This is a genomic window from Nocardia sp. NPDC051900 (assembly GCF_044452545.1).
Taxonomy (GTDB): Bacteria; Actinomycetota; Actinomycetes; order Mycobacteriales; family Mycobacteriaceae; genus Nocardia; species Nocardia sichangensis.
The window spans coordinates 34,261-57,290 of the sequence record NZ_JBITBU010000011.1; the positions used below are offsets into that span (position 1 = coordinate 34,261).

28 protein-coding genes are annotated in these 23,030 nt (G+C 69.1%); 14 read left to right on the top strand and 14 right to left on the bottom strand.

Annotated features, from left to right (window positions below):
* Nucleotides 1–9 precede the first annotated feature (9 nt).
* The 4 genes from ACIA5H_RS20095 (at nucleotide 10) to ACIA5H_RS20110 (ending at nucleotide 5,138) form a co-directional block, all read left to right on the top strand.
* On the top strand, nucleotides 10–2,043 hold the full coding sequence (locus ACIA5H_RS20095) for a DHA2 family efflux MFS transporter permease subunit (protein WP_379254116.1): 2,034 nt from the start codon (nucleotides 10–12) through the stop codon (nucleotides 2,041–2,043).
* A 63-nt stretch (nucleotides 2,044–2,106) separates the two neighbouring features.
* Complete coding sequence (locus ACIA5H_RS20100) at nucleotides 2,107–2,751, top strand: PadR family transcriptional regulator (protein WP_397077041.1); 645 nt, start codon at nucleotides 2,107–2,109, stop codon at nucleotides 2,749–2,751.
* A gap of 182 nt (nucleotides 2,752–2,933) precedes the next feature.
* A complete protein-coding gene (locus tag ACIA5H_RS20105) occupies nucleotides 2,934–4,136 on the top strand; it encodes an FAD-dependent oxidoreductase (protein WP_397077042.1) in 1,203 nt (400 codons plus the stop codon).
* Between the two features lie 78 nt (nucleotides 4,137–4,214).
* Nucleotides 4,215–5,138 carry a LysR family transcriptional regulator gene (locus tag ACIA5H_RS20110; RefSeq protein ID WP_355075618.1) on the top strand — a complete coding sequence of 308 codons (924 nt, stop codon included), beginning with the start codon at nucleotides 4,215–4,217 and terminating at the stop codon, nucleotides 5,136–5,138.
* A 12-nt stretch (nucleotides 5,139–5,150) separates the two neighbouring features.
* Here ACIA5H_RS20110 and ACIA5H_RS20115 read toward each other — a convergent pair whose 3' ends face one another.
* Nucleotides 5,151–5,942 (bottom strand): helix-turn-helix domain-containing protein, encoded by a 792-nt coding sequence (locus ACIA5H_RS20115; protein WP_397077043.1) that lies wholly within the window; start codon nucleotides 5,940–5,942, stop codon nucleotides 5,151–5,153.
* An 86-nt stretch (nucleotides 5,943–6,028) separates the two neighbouring features.
* Between ACIA5H_RS20115 and ACIA5H_RS20120 the strand changes: the two genes are divergently transcribed.
* Both ACIA5H_RS20120 and ACIA5H_RS20125 read left to right on the top strand, forming a co-directional pair.
* Nucleotides 6,029–6,472, top strand: coding sequence for a hypothetical protein (locus ACIA5H_RS20120; RefSeq protein ID WP_356966910.1), 444 nt, complete (start codon nucleotides 6,029–6,031; stop codon nucleotides 6,470–6,472).
* On the top strand, nucleotides 6,472–7,488 hold the full coding sequence (locus tag ACIA5H_RS20125) for an NAD(P)-dependent alcohol dehydrogenase (protein ID WP_397077044.1): 1,017 nt from the start codon (nucleotides 6,472–6,474) through the stop codon (nucleotides 7,486–7,488). The genes ACIA5H_RS20120 and ACIA5H_RS20125 overlap by 1 nt, the downstream gene beginning before the upstream one ends.
* Nucleotides 7,489–7,491: 3 nt before the next feature.
* Here ACIA5H_RS20125 and ACIA5H_RS20130 read toward each other — a convergent pair whose 3' ends face one another.
* Nucleotides 7,492–8,214: an HNH endonuclease family protein gene (locus ACIA5H_RS20130; protein ID WP_355075622.1), complete on the bottom strand. Its 723-nt coding sequence runs from the start codon at nucleotides 8,212–8,214 to the stop codon at nucleotides 7,492–7,494.
* A 593-nt stretch (nucleotides 8,215–8,807) separates the two neighbouring features.
* Here ACIA5H_RS20130 and ACIA5H_RS20135 point away from each other — a divergent pair.
* Together ACIA5H_RS20135 and ACIA5H_RS20140 are read left to right on the top strand one after the other, a co-directional pair.
* Nucleotides 8,808–9,767, top strand: a complete 960-nt coding sequence (locus tag ACIA5H_RS20135) for a haloalkane dehalogenase (RefSeq protein WP_379254120.1) — start codon at nucleotides 8,808–8,810, stop codon at nucleotides 9,765–9,767.
* A gap of 64 nt (nucleotides 9,768–9,831) precedes the next feature.
* Entirely contained in the window at nucleotides 9,832–10,692 is an 861-nt protein-coding gene (locus ACIA5H_RS20140; protein ID WP_397077045.1) for an RNA polymerase sigma factor, read from the top strand.
* 17 nt (nucleotides 10,693–10,709) lie between these two features.
* Here the strand turns inward: ACIA5H_RS20140 and mmuM are convergent, their stop codons facing one another.
* Both mmuM and ACIA5H_RS20150 read right to left on the bottom strand, forming a co-directional pair.
* A complete protein-coding gene (mmuM, locus tag ACIA5H_RS20145; RefSeq protein WP_397077129.1) occupies nucleotides 10,710–11,636 on the bottom strand; it encodes a homocysteine S-methyltransferase in 927 nt (308 codons plus the stop codon).
* 25 nt (nucleotides 11,637–11,661) lie between these two features.
* Nucleotides 11,662–12,324, bottom strand: a complete 663-nt coding sequence (locus tag ACIA5H_RS20150; RefSeq protein ID WP_355075627.1) for a PhoU domain-containing protein — start codon at nucleotides 12,322–12,324, stop codon at nucleotides 11,662–11,664.
* Nucleotides 12,325–12,847: 523 nt separating this feature from the next.
* Between ACIA5H_RS20150 and ACIA5H_RS20155 the strand changes: the two genes are divergently transcribed.
* Together ACIA5H_RS20155 and ACIA5H_RS20160 are read left to right on the top strand one after the other, a co-directional pair.
* Nucleotides 12,848–13,243, top strand: a complete 396-nt coding sequence (locus ACIA5H_RS20155) for a nitroreductase/quinone reductase family protein (protein WP_355075629.1) — start codon at nucleotides 12,848–12,850, stop codon at nucleotides 13,241–13,243.
* A 69-nt stretch (nucleotides 13,244–13,312) separates the two neighbouring features.
* The gene (locus tag ACIA5H_RS20160; RefSeq protein ID WP_397077046.1) at nucleotides 13,313–14,404 is read left to right on the top strand and encodes a calcium:proton antiporter; all 1,092 of its coding nucleotides are present in this window, start codon (nucleotides 13,313–13,315) and stop codon (nucleotides 14,402–14,404) included.
* Nucleotides 14,405–14,525: 121 nt separating this feature from the next.
* Here ACIA5H_RS20160 and ACIA5H_RS20165 read toward each other — a convergent pair whose 3' ends face one another.
* Together ACIA5H_RS20165 and ACIA5H_RS20170 are read right to left on the bottom strand one after the other, a co-directional pair.
* Nucleotides 14,526–14,906 carry a DUF5313 family protein gene (locus tag ACIA5H_RS20165; protein ID WP_355075633.1) on the bottom strand — a complete coding sequence of 127 codons (381 nt, stop codon included), beginning with the start codon at nucleotides 14,904–14,906 and terminating at the stop codon, nucleotides 14,526–14,528.
* Complete coding sequence (locus tag ACIA5H_RS20170) at nucleotides 14,903–15,394, bottom strand: MarR family winged helix-turn-helix transcriptional regulator (protein ID WP_397077047.1); 492 nt, start codon at nucleotides 15,392–15,394, stop codon at nucleotides 14,903–14,905. The genes ACIA5H_RS20165 and ACIA5H_RS20170 overlap by 4 nt, the downstream gene beginning before the upstream one ends.
* Nucleotides 15,395–15,509: 115 nt before the next feature.
* Between ACIA5H_RS20170 and ACIA5H_RS20175 the strand changes: the two genes are divergently transcribed.
* Nucleotides 15,510–16,511, top strand: a complete 1,002-nt coding sequence (locus tag ACIA5H_RS20175) for a DUF418 domain-containing protein (protein WP_379254124.1) — start codon at nucleotides 15,510–15,512, stop codon at nucleotides 16,509–16,511.
* A gap of 2 nt (nucleotides 16,512–16,513) precedes the next feature.
* On the opposite strand, the gene ACIA5H_RS20180 is transcribed toward ACIA5H_RS20175, so the two are convergent.
* The 5 genes from ACIA5H_RS20180 to ACIA5H_RS20200 all read right to left on the bottom strand — a co-directional run bounded on the left by ACIA5H_RS20180 (nucleotide 16,514) and on the right by ACIA5H_RS20200 (nucleotide 20,320).
* A complete protein-coding gene (locus ACIA5H_RS20180) occupies nucleotides 16,514–17,716 on the bottom strand; it encodes an MAB_1171c family putative transporter (RefSeq protein ID WP_397077048.1) in 1,203 nt (400 codons plus the stop codon).
* A gap of 2 nt (nucleotides 17,717–17,718) precedes the next feature.
* On the bottom strand, nucleotides 17,719–18,276 hold the full coding sequence (locus ACIA5H_RS20185) for a hypothetical protein (RefSeq protein ID WP_397077049.1): 558 nt from the start codon (nucleotides 18,274–18,276) through the stop codon (nucleotides 17,719–17,721).
* A gap of 3 nt (nucleotides 18,277–18,279) precedes the next feature.
* On the bottom strand, nucleotides 18,280–18,669 hold the full coding sequence (locus ACIA5H_RS20190; RefSeq protein ID WP_379254127.1) for a hypothetical protein: 390 nt from the start codon (nucleotides 18,667–18,669) through the stop codon (nucleotides 18,280–18,282).
* 218 nt (nucleotides 18,670–18,887) lie between these two features.
* Nucleotides 18,888–20,054, bottom strand: coding sequence for a cytochrome P450 (locus ACIA5H_RS20195; RefSeq protein ID WP_397077050.1), 1,167 nt, complete (start codon nucleotides 20,052–20,054; stop codon nucleotides 18,888–18,890).
* 71 nt (nucleotides 20,055–20,125) lie between these two features.
* Nucleotides 20,126–20,320, bottom strand: coding sequence for a heavy-metal-associated domain-containing protein (locus ACIA5H_RS20200; protein ID WP_067802986.1), 195 nt, complete (start codon nucleotides 20,318–20,320; stop codon nucleotides 20,126–20,128).
* A gap of 113 nt (nucleotides 20,321–20,433) precedes the next feature.
* On the opposite strand from ACIA5H_RS20200, the gene ACIA5H_RS20205 reads away from it, so the two are divergent.
* The 3 genes from ACIA5H_RS20205 to ACIA5H_RS20215 are packed head-to-tail and all read left to right on the top strand — an operon-like array spanning nucleotide 20,434 to nucleotide 21,233.
* On the top strand, nucleotides 20,434–20,871 hold the full coding sequence (locus ACIA5H_RS20205; RefSeq protein ID WP_356966932.1) for a hypothetical protein: 438 nt from the start codon (nucleotides 20,434–20,436) through the stop codon (nucleotides 20,869–20,871).
* Nucleotides 20,872–20,894: 23 nt separating this feature from the next.
* A complete protein-coding gene (locus ACIA5H_RS20210; RefSeq protein ID WP_086006372.1) occupies nucleotides 20,895–21,050 on the top strand; it encodes a DUF6131 family protein in 156 nt (51 codons plus the stop codon).
* A 9-nt stretch (nucleotides 21,051–21,059) separates the two neighbouring features.
* On the top strand, nucleotides 21,060–21,233 hold the full coding sequence (locus tag ACIA5H_RS20215) for a CsbD family protein (protein ID WP_355075646.1): 174 nt from the start codon (nucleotides 21,060–21,062) through the stop codon (nucleotides 21,231–21,233).
* 97 nt (nucleotides 21,234–21,330) lie between these two features.
* Here the strand turns inward: ACIA5H_RS20215 and ACIA5H_RS20220 are convergent, their stop codons facing one another.
* From ACIA5H_RS20220 to ACIA5H_RS20230, 3 genes are all read right to left on the bottom strand, one after another.
* Nucleotides 21,331–22,059, bottom strand: a complete 729-nt coding sequence (locus ACIA5H_RS20220; RefSeq protein WP_355075648.1) for a VIT family protein — start codon at nucleotides 22,057–22,059, stop codon at nucleotides 21,331–21,333.
* 58 nt (nucleotides 22,060–22,117) lie between these two features.
* Nucleotides 22,118–22,492, bottom strand: a complete 375-nt coding sequence (locus tag ACIA5H_RS20225) for a hypothetical protein (RefSeq protein ID WP_379254129.1) — start codon at nucleotides 22,490–22,492, stop codon at nucleotides 22,118–22,120.
* Between the two features lie 62 nt (nucleotides 22,493–22,554).
* Entirely contained in the window at nucleotides 22,555–22,944 is a 390-nt protein-coding gene (locus ACIA5H_RS20230) for a PPOX class F420-dependent oxidoreductase (RefSeq protein ID WP_356966937.1), read from the bottom strand.
* Nucleotides 22,945–23,030: the final 86 nt, after the last annotated feature.

A 23,030-nucleotide genomic window follows, 5' to 3' on the forward strand; every position in this document is an offset into this window, starting at 1 on the left:
ACTGGGCTGATGGCCGGTTCGGTTGCTGTCGCCGCGGACCCTGTTGCCCCGATGGGCAGGGCCAAGACGAACATCGTATTCGGCACCATCGTGCTCGGCATGCTCATGGCGGCGCTGGACCAGACCATCGTGTCCACCGCGCTGCCCACCATCGTCGCCGACCTCGGCGGGGCGGGGCACATGGCGTGGGTGGTCACCTCGTACCTGCTCGCCGAGGCGGTGGCGACCGCCCTCGCCGGAAAGCTCGGCGATCTGTTCGGCCGCAAGCTGGTGTTCCAGATCAGTGCGGTGATCTTCATCGTCGGCTCGATGGTCGCAGGCCTGGCGAACGGCATGCTGGTGCTGGTCCTCGCCCGCGGGATCCAGGGCTTCGGCGCGGGCGGACTGATGGTCACGTCGATGGCGCTGATCGCCGACATCATCCCGTTGCGGCAGCGGGGTAAGTACCAGGGCGCGCTGGGTGCGGTATTCGGCGTGACCACGGTGATCGGTCCGACGCTGGGCGGCCTGTTCACCGACCACGCCAGCTGGCGCTGGTGCTTCTACGTCAACGTGCCGGTCGCGGTGGTGATGATCGCGTTGGCGGCCCGCACCATCCCACGGGTGCGCGCGGCGGCCAGGCCGATCATCGATTACCTCGGCATCGGCTTGGTGGCGCTGGGCGTCTCCTGCCTGATCCTCGGCCTGGAATGGGGCGGGCAGCAGTACGCGTGGGGCTCGCCGACGATCATCGGCCTGTTCGCCGCGGCGGCTTTCCTGCTCGTCACGTTCGTCGGGGTCGAGTTGCGCGCAGCGGAACCGATGCTGCCGATGGGGTTGTTCCGCAGCCGGGTGTTCACGGTGTGCTCGATCCTCAGTTTCATCGTCGGCTTCGCCATGCTCGGCTCGATGACCTACCTGCCCGCGTATCTGCAATACGTCGACGGTGTTTCGGCCACCATGTCGGGTGTTCGCACGCTGCCGCTGGTGGTGGGCCTGTTCACCACCTCGATCCTTTCCGGGCAGGTGGTCGGCAAGACCGGCCGCTACCGGTACTTCCCGATCGCGGGCACGTTGGTCATGGCGCTCGGCCTGTACTTGATGTCGACGATGGGCCGGACCACCGGCACATTGCTGGAGTCGCTGTACATGCTGATCCTCGGCCTGGGTATCGGACTGGCGATGCAGGTGCTCACCATCGTCGTGCAGAACACCGTGCCCTACGCCCAGCTGGGTACCGCGACCTCCGGTGTCACGTTCTTCCGCACGCTCGGCAGCGCCTTCGGGACGGCCATCTTCGGCACGCTCTACAGCAACCAGATCGGCCCCAACCTCGCCGCCGCGCTGGCTCAGGTGCGCGTGGTGCCACCCGGGGTCGCGGCGGACCCGCAGGCGTTGCGCGCGTTGCCCGCCGAACAGTCGGCGCCGATCATCGATGCGTACGCGGACTCGATCGATTACGTGTTCTTCTGGGTCGTTCCGATCGTGCTGGCCGGATTCGTGGTCGCGTGGTTCCTGCCCGAGGTGCCGCTGCGTGACAGCGCGCGGGCGGGGGCGGGCGATGTGGGCGAGGGGTTCTCGGTGCCCGACTCGCCCGATCGGCTGGTGCAACTGGAACGCGCCATCGCGGGCACCATGCACCGAGCGGGGGCGGAGGATCCGATCGGCGCGCGCATCCTCGCCGACGCGGACAGCCACCTCACACGCGGTGAGGCATGGGCGCTCGGCCAGGTGTATCTGCGCGACCGGGTGCGCGGTGACGCCACGCTGGCCGGAATCGCCTGGGCGCACCGCGTGCCCCAGGAGGTGATCGAGCCGATCTACGACCAGGTCGGCGCGGAGGGCTATCTGACGCGAGAGGGTAAACGCTTGCGGCTCACCGATTCCGGTGCGGCCGAGATGGATCGGATCAAGGCGGCCTGGCGGCGCTGGCTCGACACCAGGCTCGACGACTGGAACGAGGCCGACCCGGCCGATCGCGCACTGCTGGATCAGGCGCTGACGAACATCGCCACGAAGTTGCTGGAGGACCACGCGCGCGAGCAGGAAACGGTGCCCGCCTGACCGCTCTTGCGGTCGATTACTCGTAGACGTATATTCGTAGACGAGTAAGGAGGAGGTGCCGCGATGAAGAAACGCAAGGTCGACAACCTGCTGGCGCTCGCGGTGCTGTCCGTGATCGTCGAGCGCCCGATGCACCGCTACGAAATCGCCCAGACCCTGCGTGACCGGGGCAAGGACCACGACATGGCGATCAAATGGGGTTCGCTCTACACGGTCGTGCAGAACATGGCCAAGGTCGGGTTCCTCGAGGTCGTCGGCAGTGAACGGGCGGGCGCCCGTCCCGAGCGAGTCATCTATCGGATCACCGACGAGGGTCGCGCCGAGATGGCCGATTGGACCAGGGAACTGCTGTCGACTCCGGAACCGGAACCGCATCGGTTCGTCGCGGGGCTGTCGATTCTCGCGGTGCTTCCGCCCGCCGAGGTGGTCGAACTGCTCGCCACCCGCCTCGAAGCGCTGGATCGAACCATCGAGACCGTACGTCGTGAACTCGGCGAACTCGCCGGCGCGTTGCCGCGACTGTTCATCGTCGAGTCCGAGTTCGGACTGGCGATGCTCGAAGCCGAGGCGGCGTGGACGCGCTCGCTGCGCGCGGAACTGAGCGAGGGCACCTTCCCCGGACTGGCGCAATGGCTCGAGTGGCACGAGCGCGGCGCGCTGCCGTCGGAGGTCGCCGAAATGGTGGAGAGGGGGATGGCCGAGGACTAGCCGAGAAACCGGACCCGGCGAAGGTGCGGCAACACCGCCGCCGGGCCCGATCGAACAGTCTCGAACCGCGCCCGCGAACGCGCACCCGGCTACAAGGCTGGCAACCACAGGATAACCGGGTGGGTGGCGCGTGTGTCGGTCCGGGAACCGAAACCCGTATCGCACGAATCCTGGAGACACCCATGTCCACAACACGTACCGCCCTGGTGATCGGTGGCGGCATCGCCGGCCCCGTCGTCGCGACGGCCCTGCGCAAAGCGGGCATCGACGCCCGCGTCTACGAGGCCTATCCCGGCCCTTCCTATGGCATCGGCAGCGGACTCGCGCTCGCGCCGAACGGCGTCGCCGCGCTCGACATCATCGGGGCGGGCGACCCGGTCCGCGCCATCGCGCTTCCGGTCCGCAACATGAACATGTCCGTCGGCGCGAAGGTGCTGGCCATGCCCGGCATCCCCGATATGCCGCCGCTGCAACTGGTCGATCGCAGCGAGCTGCACCAAACGCTGCACCGGCACGCGGTGGCGGCGGGCGTTCCGTTCGAGTACGACAAGCGCCTGGTCGATGTGCGCGAGGACGCGTCGGGCATCACCGCCCAGTTCGCCGACGGCAGCACAGCCACCGCCGACGTGCTGATCGGCGCGGACGGCATCCGCTCGCGGGTGCGCACGCTGATCGACCCGAAGGCGCCCGGCCCCGACTACACCGGCATGCTCGGCTTCGGCGCGACCACCGAGTGCGACGCCGACATCCCTCCGGACACCATGACCTTCGCGTTCGGCAAGCGGGCCTACTACCTGTACTGGCCGCTCGGGGACGGGCGGGTGGCATGGGGAGCGAACCTGCCGCACAAGGAGTACCTGTCGCTCACCGCGGCGCGGGCGGTGCCGAGCGCGCACTGGTTGCGGATCTTGCGCGAGACCTACGGCGACGACACTCCCGGCGGCGAGCTCGCTCGGCGCACCACCGAGGAGCAATTGGAGGTGGTCGGCGCGCTGCACATCATGCCGCCGGTGCCGCACTGGTATCGCGGGCGGATGGTGCTGGTCGGCGATGCGGTGCACGCTCCGTCCAACAGCTCCGGTCAGGGCGCGTCGCTGGCGATCGAGAGCGCCGTGCAGCTGGCCCGCTGCTTGCGTGATCTGCCTGCTCCGGAGGCGTTCGCGGTCTACGAGCGTTTGCGGCGCGAGCGGGTGGAAGGCGTCGCGGCCCGCGCGGCGAAGATCAATCACAGCAAGACGCCGGGGCCGGTGGGACGCAAGATCATGCAGTTGCTCATGCCGGTCATGGCCAAGACGGTGATGAAACCGGAGAAGACCATGGGACCGGAGCAGCGCTACCGGATCGACTGGGACGCTCCCGCCGAGCACGAGCTCGCGTCGGTCTGAGTCGGCCGGAGGTCCCTCGGGTCCGAGCGACCCGGGGGACCTCCGGTGCGGCTATCGGCGGCAGAATAGAGTTGCGTGGTGAGCGATAGGGATTCCGATGGAAATCTGGATCTGAACCAGTTGCGCACCTTCCTGGCCGTGCACCGGGCCGGTTCGATCACAGCCGGGGCGCGGCTGGTCGGCTTGTCCCAGCCGACCGTGACCGGCCAATTGCAGGCGTTGGAGAAGCGGCTCGGCGCGCGACTGTTCGACCGATTGCCGCGCGGCGTCGCGCCGACCGCGGCGGCGACCGAGCTGGCGGCGCGCATCGCCGCGCCGCTGGACGCGCTGGACACCGTGGCGGGTCCGGTCCACCGGGCCGAACCCGCGCCACAGCCCGCCGTTCGTCTCGCCGGACCCGCCGAGTTCCTCGCGGTGCACGGGCTCCCCGCGCTGGCGCCGCTGGTCGAGCGAGGGGTCCGACTGGCGGTCCACGCGGGGCTGACCGACGACTTGCTCGGCGGGCTGCGGGCCGGGCACTTCGACCTGGTGGTGTCGACGGTCCGGCCCAGAGGCCGGACGGTGGTCGCCGAACCGCTGGGTGACGAGGAGTTCGTGCTCGTCGCCGGGCCGCAGGTCGCCGCACGCGTCGACGGCGACCTGTTGCGGACCAAGGGCCCGGTCGCGTTGTCCGATGTTCCGCTGGTCAGTTACGCCCCGGATCTGCCGATCCTGCGCCGGTATTGGCGGCACGTCTTCGGCGTCCGGCTTGCCGCCGAGGCCGCGGTGGTCGTCGCCGACCTGCGCGCGGTCGCCGCGGCGGTCGCGGCGGGCGCGGGGATCAGTGTGCTGCCGCGATATCTCTGTGCCGCCGAACTGGATTCGGGATCGCTCGTCGCGCTGTTGGAACCGGAGGACCCGCCGATCAACACGGCATTCCTGGTGCGCCGCCCCGGACCCGCTGTCCGCCCGCACGTCGAGCTGGTCCGTCAGCGGCTGACCGCCGCGGCGCTGCACTGGTGAGCGCGGGCCCGCTCAGTATCGCGCCGCGCGGTCGCGCAGAATTCGCGCGGTCTGCTCGTCGCCGGGCAGGAACGCCTCCAATTGCAACTCGGCGAGCGTGACGTCCACCGCGGTGGCGAAGGAGGTGAGCGTGGTGATCAAACGCAATTCCCCTTCGGCGCAGCGCAGGCGCAGCGGCACCGCGAAACCGAGATGTTCCGGTCCCGGCTCGGCCTGGGGCAGATACGTCTCCAGCTCGGCGATCAGCTCGTCCAAGGCGGGATCGGGGCTGCGGGCCATCCGGTTGCGCAGCGCCTCGGTGACGTGCCGTCCCCATTCCGGCAGGTTGAGCACGCGGGCGGCCAAGCCGTCCGGGTGTAGCGCGAGCCGCAGCACGTTGACCGGCGGCTCCAGCAGCCACGGCGCGGCGCCCTCGGTGAGCACCTCGAAGGCCGAGTTGGCGGCGAGCAGGACGCCGTGCGGCCGGACCACCAGCGCCGGGTAGGGCAGGTGGCCGTCCAGGATCGCCCGCAACGCCTCCAGCATCGGCGCCAATTCCGCGGTATCGAGCGCCGATTCGGGGAAGACCGGCGCGTAACCCGCGGCGAGCAGCAGTCCGTTGCGCTCACGCAGTGACAGCTCCAGTGATTCGGCCAGCCGCACCACCATCGTGCGTCCGGGGCGTGAGCGGCCCTGTTCCAGGAAGCTGAGATGACGCTGCGTGGTGTCGGCGCGGATCGCGAGATCCAGCTGGCTGACCCGTCGCAGCGTGCGCCAATGCTTGAGCTGCCGGGCGAACCCGGTGGACTCGGCCGCCGTCGTCATGGCAGCAGTATCGGGCGTCGGGCGGCGGCTTCGCCATACCTTGCGGGGAATCGCACAGGCTCCGAACGACGGCAAGACTCCGTCCCATGAGCAATCAACTCGATGCACAGGAACTGTCCCGATTCGCCGATCGCTACATCGCGCTGTGGAACGAATCCGACGCGCAGGCCAGGCACAAGCTGATCCGGGAACTGTGGTCCGAGGACGGCGCCCAGGTACTGGTGGATCCGCCGCAGGAGATGCGGGAGGCGCTTGCCCGACTGTCCTTCCCGATCCCGACCGTGGAGATCCGCGGCTACGAAGCGCTGGACCGGCGCGTGGATCGCGCCTACGAGGAATTCGTCGCCCCTGGTGAGCACGTGTTCGTACCCAAGGGGCAGGCGGTTCGTCTGTCACTGAACCTGATCGGCCTGACCTGGCACATGGTGACGAAGACCGACGGGGCGGTCGTCGGCGGCGGATACGACGTCATCGCGCTCGACGACGCGGGCCGGATCCGCTGGGACCACCAGTACATCGGTGTCGCGTGATGCGGGCCGTCGCCTATCATCTCGAACCCGCGCGCGGGGCGGACGCGCTGACCGTCGCGCCGCAGGAGATGCCAGAGCCAGGGCCACGCCAAGTGGTGATCCAGATGCTGGCGGCGTCACTGAATCGTCGCGATCTGATGTTGCTGGACGGAACGTATCCGCTGCCCGCGACCCCGGGCGTCGTCCCGCTCAGCGACGGTGTCGGCGCGGTGATCGCCGTGGGCGAGGAAGTGACGCGCGCCGCGCTGGGCGACCGGGTGACCGCCTCCTACTTCGTCCGCTGGATCGACGGGCCACAGCGCCAAGCGCACGTGGTCGAGCAGTACGGCGCCACCTATCCCGGCATGCTCGCCACGTACGCGGTGCTGGAAGAGGATTCGGTGGTGCACGTGCCCGACCATCTCACCGACGTGGAGGCCGCCACGCTGACCTGCGCCGGAGTGGTGGCGTGGGCGGCGCTGACCACGCCGCTGCCGGTGCTGCCCGGCGAGACCGTCTTGACCGTCGGCAGTGGATCGGTGGGCCTTTTCGGTGTGCAGCACGCGAAAATGCTTGGCGCTTATGTCATCTCGGTGACTTCGAGCGCGCGAAAGGCCGAGCGGCTGCGCGCGCTGGGAGCCGACGAGGTGATCGATCGGAGCCGGACGCCGGACTGGGAGCTGGCCGTGCTGGACCGCACCGGAGGCGACGGTGTGGAACACATCCTCGACGCGGTGGGCATGCCGACCCTGGCGAAATCCGTGCGGTCGGGCGGATACAACGCGCGGATCACGATGATCGGCGCGTTGCCCGCCACCGACGCGCCCGTAGGCAACCCGTTCGGGACGTCGTATCTGTCGATTCGCCGCATCGCGGTGGGCAGCCGGACGCAGTTCGAGGCGATGAACCGAGCGATCACCGCCCACGGGATGCGTCCCGTCATCGACCGCGTGTTCGCGTTCGAGGAAGCCGAAGCGGCCTACCGGTATTTCCGCACCGGAGACCCCTTCGGGAAGGTGGTGATCGAGTTCCCCTAGGACTCAGGGGCAGGCGGTGAGAATCCGCGTCATGGCGTCCTTTTCGGCCGCGGTGACCCAGAGTTGGTAGGCCGTCTTCACCTGGATCTGCCTGGTCACGTAGGCGCAGTGGTAACCCTTGTTCGGCGGCAGCCAATCGGCCGCGTCGGAGTCGCTCTTGGACTGGTTGGTCGGACCGTCCACGGCCTGCAGGTTCAGCGGGTCGTTGGCCAGGTCGCGGCGGCGTTCGGCGGAAAGCTTCTGTGCGCCTTTCTGCCACGCGTCCGAGAGCGCGACGACATGGTCGATCTGCACGTCGTCGGAGGACTTCGTGCCGCGCTTGAAGTCGATGGTCTTTCCGGTGTAGAAGTCGGCGAGCGTTCCGGTCGCGACGATGCACTTGCCCGACTTGAACGTCACGTCGGTCATGTCGCGCTGGAGGATGTCGTTGCGGGTGTCGCAGCCGTTGTTGCCGCCGGGCACCGAGACGTTGTCGGACCAGGGCGGCCCGAATTCGTCACGGCTGTATCCGGTCTTGGGCGCACGGTCGGCCACGCGCAGCGCGTTCAACAGCGCGAGCGCGTCGCGCGAGGGAATCGGGGCGGGCGCGTCGGCGCAGGCCCGTCCGCCGGAACCGCAGCCCGACGCGGTCGACTGGCCGGGCGGAACGGTTGTGCAGGAGACCAGTCCGATGGAAGTCGCCACCATGATGCCGATCAGAGCCAGCCGTTGCACTGTGGACTTCATCGAACTTCCTAACGCCGAATCCACTTGAAACTGTAACCGGCGAAAAGGTATCCAGTGACCGGCTTCGCGCAACCGATCGGCGCGTATGAGATTCGGCACAGCTGGCCGGTAACGGGCCGTGCGCCAGAGCTGCCGAGCCGGAGAACGGGGCCGCCCCCGAATCGCCGTGCCGGCGCCGATTCGGGGGCGGTGATCACGAGGAGGCCGGTGGAGCCGCGCGGTTGTGCGGATGGTTGTCCACTCCGAAGCCCGCACTGGGACGACACCACGGGGCTGATGAGGGGGAGGTCCCGAGGTGTCGAGCCGCGCCTGCTCCGGACTCACTCGTGATGATCAGGGGTGATCGATGTCCGGCGGGCGCCGGTGACCCGGGAAGCCGCTCTCCGGTTGCAGCACGCATCCGCTCCGTCTCGATCACGCTTTGTTCTACGTATCAAGACAGTAGATAGATGCCGCGCGAATTGGCAAGTTCGTTCGCACGGTTCGAAAAGTTTCTCAGCCGATCTTCAGTTTCGGCCACACATCTACTGCATGAGTACGGATGTATCCGAGAGTTGCCGCCCTCGCGACGACCGGTTCGACGGGCTGTGACGATGCTCACTTCACATCCGGTCACAGGCGGTGTGATTCCTGTGTCCAAACGGGTGCAGGCGAAAAGCCGGACCCGAAAGGACCACATCATGCCCACCGTCGACGTCATCGACTCGTTCATCAACTACCGCGATACCGGTGCGGGAGAGATCCCCGTCGTGTTCCTGCACGGCAATCCGACCTCCTCGCATCTGTGGCGCAACGTCATTCCGCACGTGGGCGACCGGACCCGGGTGCTGGCGCCGGACCTGATCGGCATGGGGGAGTCGGGCAAGCCGGACAGCGCCTACCGTTTCACCGATCACGCCGCCTACCTCGACGCCTGGTTCGACGCGCTCGGGCTGGACCGAGTGGTGCTGGTCGGACACGACTGGGGCGGCGCGCTGGGCATGGACTGGGCCGCGCGGCATCCCGGCCGCGTGCGCGGGATCGCGCTGATCGAAACGTTCCTGCGGCCGATGCGCTTCGACGAGCTGCCTCCGCTCGGCGCCGAGCTGTTCCGGAAGTTCCGCTCCGCGGAAGGGGAGCGGATGATCCTGGAGGAGAACATCTTCATCGAGTTCAACCTGCCGAAGGGCGTCGCCGACCTGTCGCCCGAGGACCACGACGTGTACCGGGCGCCGTATCCGACCCCGGCCTCGCGCAAGCCGCTGCTGGTGTGGCCGCGGGAGTTCCCGCTGGACGGCGAGCCCGCCGACGTGGTCGCCCTGGTGCGGAACTACGACGATTGGGCGGCCGCTACGCCCGAGGTGCCCAAGTTGCTGATGGCGTTGGAGAACGGCGTCGGGCTGGGATCGGCGGAGGCGATCGACTGGGCCGCGAGCACCTTCGCGAGCGCCGAGGTCGTCGCGATCCCTCCGGCGGGCCACCACGCGCCGGAGGATCGGCCGGACGAGATCGGCCGGGCGGTCGCGCAGTGGCTCGATCGGCACGCCTTGGTCGGTGCCGCCGCTCGCGCGTGATCTCGGCCGCGCTGTGACCCGGCAGTGCTTGCGCCGACCGCGGCGCGGGCCGAATGATGGCCGGATGAGCACGGAGCACGAGCGGGTGGCGGCGGACGAGAAGGCCATGGTCGCCCGCGCGGTCGCGGGCGACCGGGACGCCGTCGCCGAGGTGGTGCGCCTGTTGCAGGACCCGCTGTACCGGCTGGCGCTGCGCATGGTCTGGCGGCCCGCGGAGGCCGAGGACGCGACGCAGGAGATCATGGTGCGCGTCCTCGATCATCTGCACACCTGGCGCGGCGAGGCGAAGCTGCTCACCTGGGCCTACCGCATCGGCGTCAACCATCTGCTGAATCTGCGGCGGCAGACCCCGCAGGAGGCCGCGGAACTGAGCTTGGACGCCTACCGGGACGGGCTGGCCGACGGTCTGTCGGAGGCGGACTATCGCGGACCGGAAGCGGTGCTTCTAACTGCCGAGGTGCGGCTCACCTGTAGTCAAGGCATGTTGCAATGCCTGGCCCGGGACGAACGGATCGCGTTCGTGCTCGGCGACGTGTTCGAGCTGAACTCCACCGAGGCCGCCTGGATCCTCGACATCACTCCCGCCGCCTATCGAAAGCGGCTGGAGCGCGCCAAGAAACGGCTCGGGAACTTCCTGAACTCGACCTGTGGCCTGGTCGACCCGGCGGCGTTCTGCCGCTGCTCACGCCGCGTGGACAAAGCTCTGGCGCTGGGACGGGTCGACCGGAGCCGTCCGGTGTACGCGCGCCATCCGGTCAGCGCGGGCGGGCGCACCGCCGCCGAGGCCGAACGGCAGATGATCGGGCTGCACGACGCGGCGTCGGTGCTGCGCGCGCATCCCGACTACGCCGCGCCGCAGGCGAAGATGGACGCGATCGCGGGGCTGCTCGGTTCGGGGCGTTTCCCCATGCTCGAGGAGACGTGAACCCGCCGCGTCGGAGATCAGCCCGGTGCTTCCGCGTCGGGTGAACCGGTGCCGGGCGGGGTTCGTCGTAGTTCCGTTGCCAGGCGTGTGATCTGCGCGGGGCCGACCCGGCAGCAGCCACCGATGATCCGTGCGCCTCGGGCGAACCAGTCCCTGGCTTGCCCTGCGGTGAACCGGGTGGGGCCGGTCCAACGGCGGCGCGCCGCATCCCAGTCCTCACCGCTGTTCGGGTAGGCGACCACGGGCTTGCCGGTTCCCGCGGCGAGTTCGACCGCGGCGGCGACATCGGCGGGCGCGCAGCAGTTCACGCCGATCGCGACGATCGAGTCCGAGCCCGCGGCCACCGCGAAGGCGTCGGTGAGCGGTTGCCCGGCTCTGGTGCGCGGGCCGTCGACGGTGTAGCTCAGCCATGCGGGCACGCCGAGGTCGTTCACCAGGTCGACCAGCGCTTCGGCTTCGTCGACGTCGGGAACGGTCTCCAGGGCCAGCAGGTCGGCGCCCGCCTCCGCGAGCACCTCCATGCGCGGTCGGTGCCAGGCCCGCAGTTCGGCCACGGTGCGCCCGTAGCGGCCACGGTATTCCGATCCGTCCGCCAGCGCGGCGCCGTAGGGGCCGACCGAGGCGGCGACCCAGCGCCGCCGATCAGCGGCCTCGGCGTCGCACGCCGCGCGGGCCAGCGCCACGCCGCGTCGCCACAGCTCCACCGTCTGCGCCCTGGTCAGCCCGCGCGCGGCGAAGCCGTCGAAAGAAGCCTGGTAGGTGGCGGTGGTCGCGATGTCGGCGCCCGCCCGGAAATAGGCTTCGTGCACGGACCGGATCGCGGCGGGATCGTCCACGAGCAGACGGGCCGACCACAACGCGTCGGAAAGGTCGTGGCCGCGCGCCTCCAGCTCGGTGGCCAGTCCACCGTCCGAGATCAGTGCCCCCGCCGCAGGGTCGAACAGCACGGCTCCACTGTAGGACGCGGATTCACTCGTCGTCGGTGGGCTGGGCGGTCGGGGGTACCCCGGTGTCGAGGAAACGGATGAGCCGCTCGATGCGCGCGGTGTGGTCGGCACAGCGCTCCAAGTGGTGTCCCAGCAGCGCGTTGTCGATCGCGACTTCGGTGGACGGCTGGGACGCGGGGTCGCGCAGCGCGGAATGCAGTTGCCGGTGCAGCGTTTCCATCGAATGGTCCGCGGGCGTCTCCTCCTCCGGCAGCGGATGCCGACCGGCGACCGCTCGCCCGGCCAAAGCCGTACGCTCGGCCGCCAGCTTGCCCATCGCGGCGAGGATGTCCAGGATGGGCTGCTCGGCAGCGTGTCCGGGGTGACTCTGGTACACCTTGTCGGCGACCCGGCTGGCGAGCCAGCCGATGCGGGACAGCTCACCGGCGATCTGGATCGCGGTCACCACGTGCCGCAGGTCGCGGGCCACCGGAGCCTGTAGCGCCAGTAACACCACGGTGCGCGCCTCGCATGCGCCGTACATCTTCTGCAACTGCTCGTCGAGCGCGAAGACCTCGTAGGTCGCGGTGAGGTCGGCGTCGACGAGCGCGTCGGTGACACGCTCGACGGCGTCGTGGGCCAGCGTGCACATCAGCGTCAGATCATTGGTCAACGCGATGAGCTCGGCAGTGAACTGGGTGCGCACCGCCAAATTCTCACCTATCGACCGGGGCGGGGTCGATTCCTTGTCGGATGTTCTTCGGTAACGACATCGCCTCGACATGCCGTCGCGGACGCGAACGCTGGACCACGCGCGATCGCTTCGCCAGCAGGACGACGGGAAAACACAGTTCAGGCAGTGCTTTTCGCGGCCGGAACACGCTATGGCGGATCGGACGCAGCGGCGCGCGCGACGGCGGGCGGCACTCGCGCACGCATGTCGGCCGGGGCAGCGGAGGAGATGCATTGCCCGATCGGAGATCTATGGCGCGCATCACATTGAGCTGTTGCGGCGCATGGCGACTCGCGTGGTTGCTCGCCGCGTGCCCTGTTCGGCTCCGTGCGGCGGCGTGGACGGTCGATACTGCGCGACGCGATGGGCGGGCGTTTGCGTCCCGGTTCCTGTGGCTGCCGCGGTCCGCCGCGTGCGGGTCCGTGCCCTGGTCAACGCCCGAATCGCACACGCGGCGAAGCCAGCCGACGGGTGCGCCCGGTGTTACGGTCGCGGCATGCCGAACTTGCGCGATATCCAGCATCGTGTGGTGACGACGTTCCAGCGCCGACTGGGCAATCCGATCCTCAGTACGCTGCCCGGGCAGACTCTTTTGGAGACCACCGGCCGGGTGAGCGGTCAGCCGCGGATCACTCCGATCGGCGGACGAAAGATCGGCCGGGAATTCTGGCTGGTCTCCGAGTTCGGCGAGCGATCCCAGTATGTGCGGAACATCAAGGCGGACAATCGAGTCCGGCTGCGGCTGCACGGCCGCTGGCACGCGGGCACCGCCCACCTGCTGCCCGACGACGACCCGCGTGCCCGGTTGGCGGCCCTGCCGCGCGCCAACAGCGCGGCCGTCCGGTTGGTCGGCACCGACCTGCTCACGCTGCGCATCGATCTGGACGACTGAGCCCGCGGCAGGGTGGGGGCGTTGGTCGCCTGATCTGGATGCGGGCGATTTGCTGGGACCATGGTGGGCATGATCCGTCTGTTCATCGCCCGTTGGACCGTGCTCGTACCATCGCTCGCCGTTGTCGCCCTCGCGGTCACCTGGGGCCGAAGTCTGCCCGGTGTCGCGGTGACAGTTGTGGTGGTGGCGTTGATCGGGGCGGTGCTCTCGGCGGTTCATCACGCGGAGGTGGTGGCGCGCCGGGTCGGTGAGCCGTTCGGCTCGCTGGTGCTGGCCGTCGCGGTGACCGTGATCGAAGTCGCGCTCATTCTCACGCTGATGACCCAGGGCGGTGACAAGACCGCGACCTTGGCTCGCGACACGGTCTTCGCCGCGGCGATGATCACCTGCAACGGCATCTTCGGGCTCTGCCTGCTGGTGGGGGCGTTGCGCAGGCGCGTGGCGGTGTTCAACGCCGAAGGCACCGGTGCGGCGCTGGCCACCGTCGCGACGCTGGCCACGCTCAGCCTCGTGTTGCCGACCTTCACCACGAGCAAACCCGGCCCGGAGTTCTCGCCCGCGCAGCTGGCCTTCGCCGCGGTGGCCTCGCTCGCGCTGTACGGCTTGTTCGTGATGGTGCAGACCGTGCGCCATCCGGACGACTTCCTGCCGGTGGAGGCGGACGGCGTCGTCGCCGAGGACGACGAGCGCGTCGAGCCGCCCACCGTGCGCGACGCCGTCACCAGCCTTGGTCTGCTGCTGGTCGCCCTGGTCTGCGTGGTGGGGTTGGCGAAGGTGGTCTCGCCCGCCGTGGAATCGGCGGTCCAGTCGGCTGGTCTGCCGCAATCGGCGGTCGGCGTGGTGATCGCGTTGCTGGTGCTGCTGCCCGAGACGATCGCCGCGGTGCGGGCCGCGCGCCGCGACCAGGTGCAGATCGGTCTCAATCTGGCGCTGGGTTCGGCCATGGCGAGCATCGGCCTCACCATTCCGGCGATCGCCGTGGCCAGCATCTGGCTGGAGGGCCCCTTGGTGCTCGGCTTGGGGGCGACGCAGATGGTGCTGCTGGCGCTGACCGTCGTGGTCGGTGGGTTGACGATCGTTCCGGGGCGGGCGACGCTGCTGCAGGGCGGCGTCCACCTGGCGGTGTTCGCCGCCTTCGTCGGCCTCGCCGCCAGCCCTTAGCGGACGGCTCGGACGAGCGCCTCGACGCGGGCAGCGCCGAATTGGTCCGGCGCCAGCGGTGCGAACACGGGAGGACGCCGGACAGGCGACACCCCGCCTTCGGTGGCCGCGAGCCGCGCGCTCAGTGTGGGTGCTGAGCCGCGTACCTGGCTCGTTCCAGCGCTCGGCGCTGCGCGCGCTGCGGATTCTCCAGATCCGCGGGCAAGCCGTGCTTCGCGAGCCGATGCGCGCGGTTCATCGGCATGAAAGCGATCGTGTAGAACAGGGCAAGCAGCAGCGCCAGCAGGACCATCGCGCCGCGCAGCCACAGCTCGCCGGGGAAGAGCAGGAACACCGCGAACAGCGGTGTGAACGGCACCATTCCGCGCAGCACGTGCCGGGTGGCGGCGAACCTGCCGGTCAGGTCGTCGCGCACCCACTCACGCATCGAATCGGGCAGGCGGCGGCCGAAGGCGTAGCCGATCCACTGGATCGGACCTGGCCGTCGTTGCTGTCGGGTCATGACCGGGCTCCTGGGTTCGGGGACGGGGCGTGGGGCTCGGCGAGCACCGACCGGCGGGCCGCCTCGTTCACCCGGGTGAGGACATCGCGCAACTGCTCGAGGTCGGCCAGGGTCACGCCGAGGCGTTGGACGACGGCGGGCGGTATCCGCTCGGCCTTCGCGCGCAGTTCGGCTCCGGCCGGGGTCAGGTTCACCACGAGGTTGCGCTCGTCTCTGCTGTCGCGTTCGCGACTGATCAGCCCGGCGGCTTCGAGGCGTTTGAGCAGCGGGGACAGTGTGGGGGAGTCGAGCTGGATGGCCTCGGCGATCGCTTTCACCGACATCGGCGCCTCGCCCCAGAGCGCCAGCATCACCAGATACTGCGGGTGGGTGAGCCCGAGCGGTTCGAGCAGCGGACGGTAGACGGCCAGCACCGCGCGATTGGCCACGGCCAGCGCGAAGCACACCTGCCGGTCCAGGCGCAGCGGATCCTCGATCTCGGTCTCCATCGGTCCTCCTTGTCTTCCCCTAATTAGCGCATGAATAGTTAGTGCGTTAATCAATGTGGGCGACATCTCGCCGCGAGATACCGGCTTCGGGGCCGTCGCTGGATACCGTGAATCCATGCACCACGACGCGGGTCCGCTACGCATCGAGGAACTCGACGCGGTTCGTGGCTTCGCGCTGTGCGGCATGCTGGTGGTGAACATCTGGCGGATCACCGACATCGCGGCGACGGACGAATCGGGCGTGGTGCTCCCGATCCGGCACACGCTGTCGGTGGTGTTCGAGGGACGGTTCTTCCCGATCTTCTCGTTCCTGTTCGGAATCGGCTTCGCACTGCTGCTGGACAGTGCCGAGGAACGGAGCGAGCGCCCGCGACTGGTCCTGATCCGCCGCTTGCTCGCGCTCGGGGTGATCGGCCTGGTCCATCAGCATTTCCAACCGGGTGAGGCGCTGCTGCCGTACGCGCTGGCCGGGCTGGCGATCCTGCTGCCCGCCTCGGCGCTGCCGAACTGGGCGGTGCTGCTGGCGGGACTGGTAGGGACCTTCGGCGTGGCGCTGGCCCTCGGCGGCGGGCTGGCCCTGGCGCCGGGGTTGTTCCTGCTCGGCCTGGCCACCGCGCGCGCCGGGATCGTGGACACACTCGATGAGCGGGGCTGGCAGATCGCCGCGGTCTTCGCCCTCGCCCTGCCCGCCGCGATAGTGGCGGGCAGGTGGGAATACCGCACACCGTATCTGGAGCTGTGGTCCACTCCCGCCGTGGCTGTCGCTGGTCTACTGGGCGCGCTGGCCTATGTCACCGGGCTGCTGCTGTTGCTGCGCATCGAGCCGGGCCAAGTACTGGCGGAGGTGTTGCGGCCGCTGGGTCGCCTGGCTTTGACCAACTATGTCGGCGCCACCGCGCTGATCCTGCTCGCGGCACCCCGTCTCGGCCTGTCCGGCTCCGGCAGCTACGCGGCGGTGCTCGGGTTGGCGGTCGGGATCATCGCGGTGCAGGCGGTGTGCAGTGCCGTGTGGTTGCGGTTGTTCGAGTACGGCCCGCTGGAATGGGTGTGGCGCTGCGTCACCTGGTGGACGGTGGTGCCGATCCGGCGGACGCGCGTGCCGAGCCGCCCGTACTGAGTTCAGCGCGGGGCCGCCGGATCGCCGGTGTTCTCCAGCTCGGCCAGGGTCGCCGAAACCAATGGCCCCGTCTCGAATTGGACGGCGACCTCGACCAGCCAGGCCGACTCGGCGGCCAGCGTGGGTCGACTCGGTTCACGGAACGACTGGTCGTCGCCGGTGGGCGGCAGACCGAGCCGGTGCGCCCGTAGCGCCGCGGCGATGCGGGCGGCCTCGATCGCGGCGGCTCTGCTGCGATCCGGGATCGCCAGTTCGGTCGCCAAGCGCTCGGCGATCGCCTCCGCTTCGGCGGAGAGATGCGGTCGCAACCGCAACAGCCAGTCCCGTATCTCGATCACCCTGCGGTACACCCGATCTCGGGCCGCCGTGCCGCGCCGGTCCGGCGGATGCGCCAGTTCCGGGTCCACCTCGCGCAGGGCCAGCCACAACGGGCGCAGCCGCGGCAGCGCCCGCAGCCGGGCGGTGGTGTGCAGCAGCCACGGCGCCAACGAGGGGCACAGGTAGCCGACCAGCATGACGGTGGCGCCCAGGCTCGCGAACGCGGGCGCGATATCGGTGTTGAGGCGGCGCAGATCGATACCGGACCACGCCGCGCCGATCGCGATCACCTTGCCCACGCTGTAGCCGAGCGCGACGGCGCTGCCGAGCGCGAGCAGCCGCAGGCCGCGGCGCAACCAGATTCGATCGACCTCGCCCATCCACCGGCGGCACAACACGATGATGCGGATCAGCGCCGCCGAGTAGACGGTGAGGTAGACGCCGAGGAACGCCACCGCCAGCGGGACTTTCGCGTAGTGGTCGTCGAAGTCGGTGGGATGACTCTCGTCGTGCACCGGCGCCGCCGCGAACAGCGCCGCCAGCACGACGGGCACGAGCATCGGCAGGACGAGCACGCGCCGTGCCGCGCTCGCGTCCGGTTCCCGCTCCGCCACCATGAACCCGGTCCAGACCACCTGGGCGAGCACCGCGCCCGCGATGGCCCCGTACACCACCAGAGACGCCAGGTTGGGCACGCGGGAGACGTCATCGATCCAGGTATAGGTGCGCGGCACAGCCGCTTCGAACCCGATGCCCGCCGCGAGGACGGCGAACGCGACCGCCCAGCGCGCGGGATTGCCCGGGTTGCGCAGGGCCAGACCGGCTCGCCACAGGAACGCCGCGAAGGCGAAGACGCCCACGCCGCCGTACACCAGCGCGAACCACATGCTCAGCCCTGCCCCGGCCCCAGCGCGTCCAGCAGTCGGCGCGCGGCGACCGGCGCGGAATCGGGCAGGACCCACTCCTCCCGTGCCGTCCACTGCGTGATGTGGTGCCTCATCAGCATATTCGCGAGGTGTTCGGCCTCGCGTTCCTGCGGCTGCGCGTAGCTGGTGCGCCCGAGCATGCGCCGCACGACCGCGGGGTCGATGTTCGGCGCGAGCAGCCGCACGGCTTCCGCGCCGCGCACGTCGACGGTGCGGTGGCCGGCGAGCAGATGGCCGAGTTCGTGACAGACGATGTGATCCTGATGCATCTTGGAGGTGTTGCGCTGATAGGCGATGAAATCGATCGCATCGGTGACCAGCAGGCCGCCGGTCAGGCCGGTGACCGGGAAGCTCTCCGGGCGCAGCCGCAGGGGACGGGCGCGCCGCTCGGCGACGGCCTCGGCCAGCTCGCCGACGGTGAACCGGCCGGGCAGTCCCATGGCGCGCAGCTCCCGGCGCAGCCAGCGACGATCCAGCACCGGCTGGTCACCTCCGTCCTTGCTCCAAGCCGCGATCCGCATCGCTCACCCGTTGTGCTCGTTCTCGATGCGCCGCAGGATGTCCAGCATCGCCAGCACCGATTCAGCGCGGACCGTACCCTGTTGCAGCCCGTCGCGCAGCACCAGTTCGAGTACCTCGTGTTCGGCATTTCCCTTGAGCGCGTTGATCAATGCCAATTCGCTGCCGCGCGATGCCGCCAGTCGCGGGTCGGTGAACGGATCCAGGCTGTCGAGCCCGAAGTAGCCGCGCAACACCTCCAGCGTCTCGTAGGACGGGTTCACCGCCTGCCCGGTGCGCAGCTTCCAGAGGTAGTTGGCGGACAGGCGCGTTCCGGTGGTGCGGTGGATGTCTTCGGCGAGCGCCCGGTGGGTGATCTCCTGCGGTCGCCCGTCTTTGCCTGCGGGCGGGTGCATTCCGTTGATGAGTGTGTTGAGAGCCCGTGTAAACGGGTGTAAGCCGTCCCCCATATCAGCGTGTCTCCTGTGGTTGACAGGGTCTGTGGCGTAGATCATACTCGTCCCTGCTCCGTCAGCACATGCCGGTGTGGTCGCCCCCGAAGGGGCGTCGACCACGAGAGGCCCGGCATCTCAGAGCGGTAGCAGGTGGGGCGATCATCGTCGCTCGCCCCATCTCATCGGAGCCGCACCGGTAGCGCCAGTGGTCCGCGATGGCGGAAACCGGAGCGCCAGGCGATCTCTCGTTCGTCCACCGCGAGCGCCGCATCCGGCCATCGGGTGAGGACGTGCTCGAGAGCGGCCGCGGTGACGGTGCGTACCAGCGCGTTCCCCAAGCAGGCGTGCATGCCGTAGCCGAGCGCGAGCTGATCCGCGCGGTCCCTGGTGAGGTCCGGTTCCGCTGGACGCGCGAAGATTTCGGGATCGTGGTTGGCCGATGCCAGACACAGCAGTACCGTCTGACCCGCGGCGATCGTCGTGTCGCCGATGACCAGGTCGGTGGTGGCGAAGCGCGGTCCGGCCAGCACCTGCGGGGAGAGGTGCCGCAGCAGCTCGTCCACGGCTGATTGCTTGTCGCCCAAGCCGTACCACGTCTGCCGCAGGCCGGGACTGCCGAGCAAGGTGAGCACCGACCCGGCGATCAGATCGGCGAGCACTTCGTACCAGACGAACAGCAGATAGAACAGCAGTCCGGTCAGCTCAGCATCGGTCGGCGACCCGCAGGCCTGGTATGCGCCTACCCAGCGCCCCAGCGCGGTGTCGGAGCGCGGTGCCCGCGCGGTGGCGTCCGCGATGATCGCGAGCATGGTGGCCAGGGTGTCGCGGGCGCGCGGTGGCGCGGCCGACGGCAGTAGCGTCGAATGCGCCCAACCGCGAAGGCGTTCGGCAGTGTGGTCGTCGAGGCCGAGTAGTTCGCCGAGCACGGCGGCGGGAAGCGGCACGGCAAGACGTTCGACGAGATCGACGGTCTCGCCCGAATCACCCTCGTGCAGTAGCGAATCCACCAAGCGGGGCGCGCGGTCGGTCCACTCGGCCAGTCGGCGTGGCGACAACTCGGAGGTCACCAGACTGCGCAGGCGTGCGTGGTCGGCCGGGGCGGCGCTGAGCATAGCGTCCAGTGGTGGCGGCACCGAGAAGCCCCGGTAGTCGTCTCCCTGGGCATACCGGAGCCGGGTGGACAGCCGCTCATCCAGCAGCCCGGCCCGTACGTCGCGGTATCGGGTTACCAGCCAGGCCGGTGGCCCATCTGGCGTGCGTACGCGGTGAACGCCCCCTTCGATGCGAAGCCGCTCGAGCGTGGGCCACGGGTTGCGGGCGAAGTCGGAGTCGAACACATCCGTCACTCGGCCATCATCCCGCACCGGGTCCTGAGGACGGTGGCTGCCGAGGGCTGCCGGTGCGCGCGGCGCGCCGATCAGGAGGCGGCGGCTCCGGTCTGCCGGATCGCGTCGAGGACTTCACCGTAGGTCAGCGTGGTCGAGTTCACGAGCGCGCGCTCCGAGGCCACGTCGATGTCGACGGAATCGATACCGTTGACGCCGCGCAGTGACGATTCGATCGCGGACGCGGACTCCCGGGTAACGTTGTGCAGAGTAACCGTGTACGTCATGTAATTCGCATTGACCGATCGCGCTCGCTCAAACTTTCCTTTTCGTCCCGTTTGATCGTGGAGACCCCGGGAATAGCCGAGTTGTCAAACGACTCGACGCAACAGGGATTGCCATGATCATCATCATCGGGCTCATCGCCTTGATCGCGGCCGTGATTATCGGAGTTGCCGCGGTAGTGGGCAACACCGGCCCCGCTCAGCAACTGACGAGCGATTTCGCGGTATTCGACTATCACTTCCACGGTTCCACCGGAGCACTGTTCGGTTACGGAGTAACGCTCGGTGCGATCGGGGCGTTCGGACTGGCCCTCGTCCTGTCCGGCGCCTGGCGGGTCACCCGCCGCGGCGTGGCCGCGCGTCGTGAACTCGCACAGTCCCGCCGCGAGATGGCGGCGGTGCGGCGCGATCTGGCCGCAGGCACTACCGCGCCGGTGGAACGCACTTCGCAGGAGCCGGCTTGGCGGCGGTGGTTGCGCACAGGCGGTTCGGGTACTGCCCGCACCGATCGCGGCGCCACGGTATCGACCTCGAAACCCGTGACCGCGAAATAATTGAGAAGAAAAGGAATACGACAATGATCATTCTCGGCCTCATCCTCCTGGTCTTGGGTTGGCTGCTCGGAATCGGGCTGCTCACCACGGCGGGCATCATCGTGCTGATCATCGGGCTCGTGCTGCTGGTGGCCGGTTCGGTGGGCCGTCCGGTGGGTGGCCGCCGCTGGTACTACTAGGGATTCCGCATGAAGTTCGAAGATCGCCTCGCGCATCAAGTGCAAGCGACCAGGGGCAGCGTGAAGAAATTCGTCGGCCGTGCGACCGGCAACTCCCGGCTGGAGGCCGAGGGGCGGCGGGAGCAGGCCCGCGGCAATCTGAAACGCGCCGCGGACAAGGTGCGGGACGCGTTCAAGCGCTGACCGCGCACCGCTCGACCGGTGCCGGGCGAAGGCCGATGGCCTCCGCCCGGCATTGTCGTGTTCTCGCGAAGGAAACGCCCGAATTCGCGCGTGCGCGTCAGACTCCGGCGATTCCGGCCAGTTGCCCGATGCCGTAGGTGACGGCCATCGCCAGCGCGCCGCCGAGCACCACCCGGACTACCGCCCGGCCACGGGCACTTCCCCCCAACCGGGCGCTGACCGACCCGGTGAGCGCGAGCGCGGCGAGCACGGCCGCGAACGTCACCGGAATACGCGCGTCGACCGGCGGCAGCAGGATGGCCAGCAACGGCAGCAGCGCGCCGAGGGTGAAGGCCACCGCCGAGGAGAACGCCGCCAGCCAGGGGTTGGTCAGCTCGGCGGGATTGAGGCCCAGTTCGGCCTCCGCGTGCGCGGTGAAGGCGTCGTGCGCGGTGAGTTCCTCGGCGACCTTGCGCGCCGTTTCGGGCGTCAGCCCTTTTGCCTGGTAGATCCCGGTGAGCTCGATCAGCTCGTAGTCCGGCTCGTCGCGCAGCTCCCTGCGCTCTTTCGCCAGCAGAGCCCGCTCGGAATCGCGCTGAGTGCTGACCGAGACGTATTCGCCCACCGCCATGGAGATCGCGCCAGCCGTCAGACCCGCGATGCCCGCGGTGAACAAGGCCGGTGTATCGGTGGTGGCCGCCGCGACGCCGACGACCAGACCCGCGGTGGACACGATGCCGTCGTTCGCGCCGAGCACACCGGCGCGCAGCCAGTTGAGTTTGGACGCGAAGCCGTTGCCGTGCGGTTCGTGCGGATGTGCGCCGGAGGCGTCGGTCGTGCGATCCATGAAACGCACCCTAATCACCACCGTGCGACGCGGGCGGGAATCGCGACAGCTCGAACCGCTAAGCGCGGGGTTGGCGGGGGACCGCCAACGGATGCGGCGGCATCGTGCGGTGGATGATCTGGAGAATCAGCAGGAACAGCACCGAGAGTCCGGCGGTGGTGAAATCCCCGACCAGAACCGCCAGTACGGCGAACGCGCCGAACACCGGAAACTCCAGCACCGCGCACCAGCGCAGGATCCGCAGCCGCCTGGCGTTGGCGGCCAGCCGTTGCACACCGTCGTCGATGATGGTCAGCGCCGTCTCGTAGCGCACCATGCCGTCGCCGACCTGGACGAACATGTGCACGGCCTGGTCGCGGCTGAGCTCGCCGAGCCAAGCCCGGTCGATCAGCCGCTTGCCCTCCTCGGCGACCTCCTTGATAACCGCGTCCATGCGGCCCCCTTCCCAGTCGTCCGGAGAGTCTAGCGGCCGAATCGCGCCTTCCCAGTGACGATTCAAGCGGGCGGGAAGACGTAGACGCGCTCCGGCACCATCCGCACGATCACCCGCCGCGCCTCCGGTTCCGGCGGCGGCGTCGCGCCGCCCATGTACTTGGCGTACATCGCGGTGAGCAGGGTCTTGTCCGGGTCGTCGGTGAGCTCCACCCGGCCGCGCACCTCCGCGTAGCGGCCGTCGGCGCGGCTGAGCACCAGCAGGCTCACCCGCGGATCGCGCCGCATGTTGCGGGTCTTCAGGCGTCCTTCGATCGTGCTGAACAGCAGGGTGTCGCCGTCGTGGTCGACGAAGATCACCGAGGACTGCGGGCGGCCGTCCGCGTTCGCGGTGGCCAGTACGGCGGCGTGCGGGCCGTCGATCAGGGTGCGCACGATGTCGTCGAGTTGCATCGGAAGTCTCCTCGGTCGGTGCGGAATCACGGTGATTCCCGTAATGCGGACTTCCGCCGCGATCGGAAGGAATCGCCGAGAGCGAT

Bases quoted from the DNA above. Each gene is read 5' to 3' on its own strand.
- ACIA5H_RS20165 (WP_355075633.1), bottom strand. From the start codon at position 14,906: ATGACCCGACAGCAACGACGGCCAGGTCCGATCCAGTGGATCGGCTAC.
- ACIA5H_RS20205 (WP_356966932.1), top strand. From the start codon at position 20,434: ATGATCATCATCATCGGGCTCATCGCCTTGATCGCGGCCGTGATTATC.
- ACIA5H_RS20135 (WP_379254120.1), top strand. From the start codon at position 8,808: ATGCTCACTTCACATCCGGTCACAGGCGGTGTGATTCCTGTGTCCAAA.
- ACIA5H_RS20160 (WP_397077046.1), top strand. From the start codon at position 13,313: ATGATCCGTCTGTTCATCGCCCGTTGGACCGTGCTCGTACCATCGCTC.
- ACIA5H_RS20095 (WP_379254116.1), top strand. From the start codon at position 10: ATGGCCGGTTCGGTTGCTGTCGCCGCGGACCCTGTTGCCCCGATGGGC.
- ACIA5H_RS20115 (WP_397077043.1), bottom strand. From the start codon at position 5,942: ATGACGACGGCGGCCGAGTCCACCGGGTTCGCCCGGCAGCTCAAGCAT.
- ACIA5H_RS20200 (WP_067802986.1), bottom strand. From the start codon at position 20,320: ATGACGTACACGGTTACTCTGCACAACGTTACCCGGGAGTCCGCGTCC.
- ACIA5H_RS20140 (WP_397077045.1), top strand. From the start codon at position 9,832: ATGAGCACGGAGCACGAGCGGGTGGCGGCGGACGAGAAGGCCATGGTC.
- ACIA5H_RS20120 (WP_356966910.1), top strand. From the start codon at position 6,029: ATGAGCAATCAACTCGATGCACAGGAACTGTCCCGATTCGCCGATCGC.
- ACIA5H_RS20225 (WP_379254129.1), bottom strand. From the start codon at position 22,492: ATGGACGCGGTTATCAAGGAGGTCGCCGAGGAGGGCAAGCGGCTGATC.
- ACIA5H_RS20190 (WP_379254127.1), bottom strand. From the start codon at position 18,669: ATGCACCCGCCCGCAGGCAAAGACGGGCGACCGCAGGAGATCACCCAC.
- ACIA5H_RS20220 (WP_355075648.1), bottom strand. From the start codon at position 22,059: ATGGATCGCACGACCGACGCCTCCGGCGCACATCCGCACGAACCGCAC.
- ACIA5H_RS20215 (WP_355075646.1), top strand. From the start codon at position 21,060: ATGAAGTTCGAAGATCGCCTCGCGCATCAAGTGCAAGCGACCAGGGGC.
- ACIA5H_RS20130 (WP_355075622.1), bottom strand. From the start codon at position 8,214: ATGAAGTCCACAGTGCAACGGCTGGCTCTGATCGGCATCATGGTGGCG.
- ACIA5H_RS20100 (WP_397077041.1), top strand. From the start codon at position 2,107: ATGAAGAAACGCAAGGTCGACAACCTGCTGGCGCTCGCGGTGCTGTCC.
- ACIA5H_RS20230 (WP_356966937.1), bottom strand. From the start codon at position 22,944: ATGCAACTCGACGACATCGTGCGCACCCTGATCGACGGCCCGCACGCC.
- ACIA5H_RS20125 (WP_397077044.1), top strand. From the start codon at position 6,472: ATGCGGGCCGTCGCCTATCATCTCGAACCCGCGCGCGGGGCGGACGCG.
- ACIA5H_RS20175 (WP_379254124.1), top strand. From the start codon at position 15,510: ATGCACCACGACGCGGGTCCGCTACGCATCGAGGAACTCGACGCGGTT.
- ACIA5H_RS20155 (WP_355075629.1), top strand. From the start codon at position 12,848: ATGCCGAACTTGCGCGATATCCAGCATCGTGTGGTGACGACGTTCCAG.
- ACIA5H_RS20105 (WP_397077042.1), top strand. From the start codon at position 2,934: ATGTCCACAACACGTACCGCCCTGGTGATCGGTGGCGGCATCGCCGGC.
- ACIA5H_RS20180 (WP_397077048.1), bottom strand. From the start codon at position 17,716: ATGTGGTTCGCGCTGGTGTACGGCGGCGTGGGCGTCTTCGCCTTCGCG.
- ACIA5H_RS20170 (WP_397077047.1), bottom strand. From the start codon at position 15,394: ATGGAGACCGAGATCGAGGATCCGCTGCGCCTGGACCGGCAGGTGTGC.
- ACIA5H_RS20210 (WP_086006372.1), top strand. From the start codon at position 20,895: ATGATCATTCTCGGCCTCATCCTCCTGGTCTTGGGTTGGCTGCTCGGA.
- ACIA5H_RS20185 (WP_397077049.1), bottom strand. From the start codon at position 18,276: ATGCGGATCGCGGCTTGGAGCAAGGACGGAGGTGACCAGCCGGTGCTG.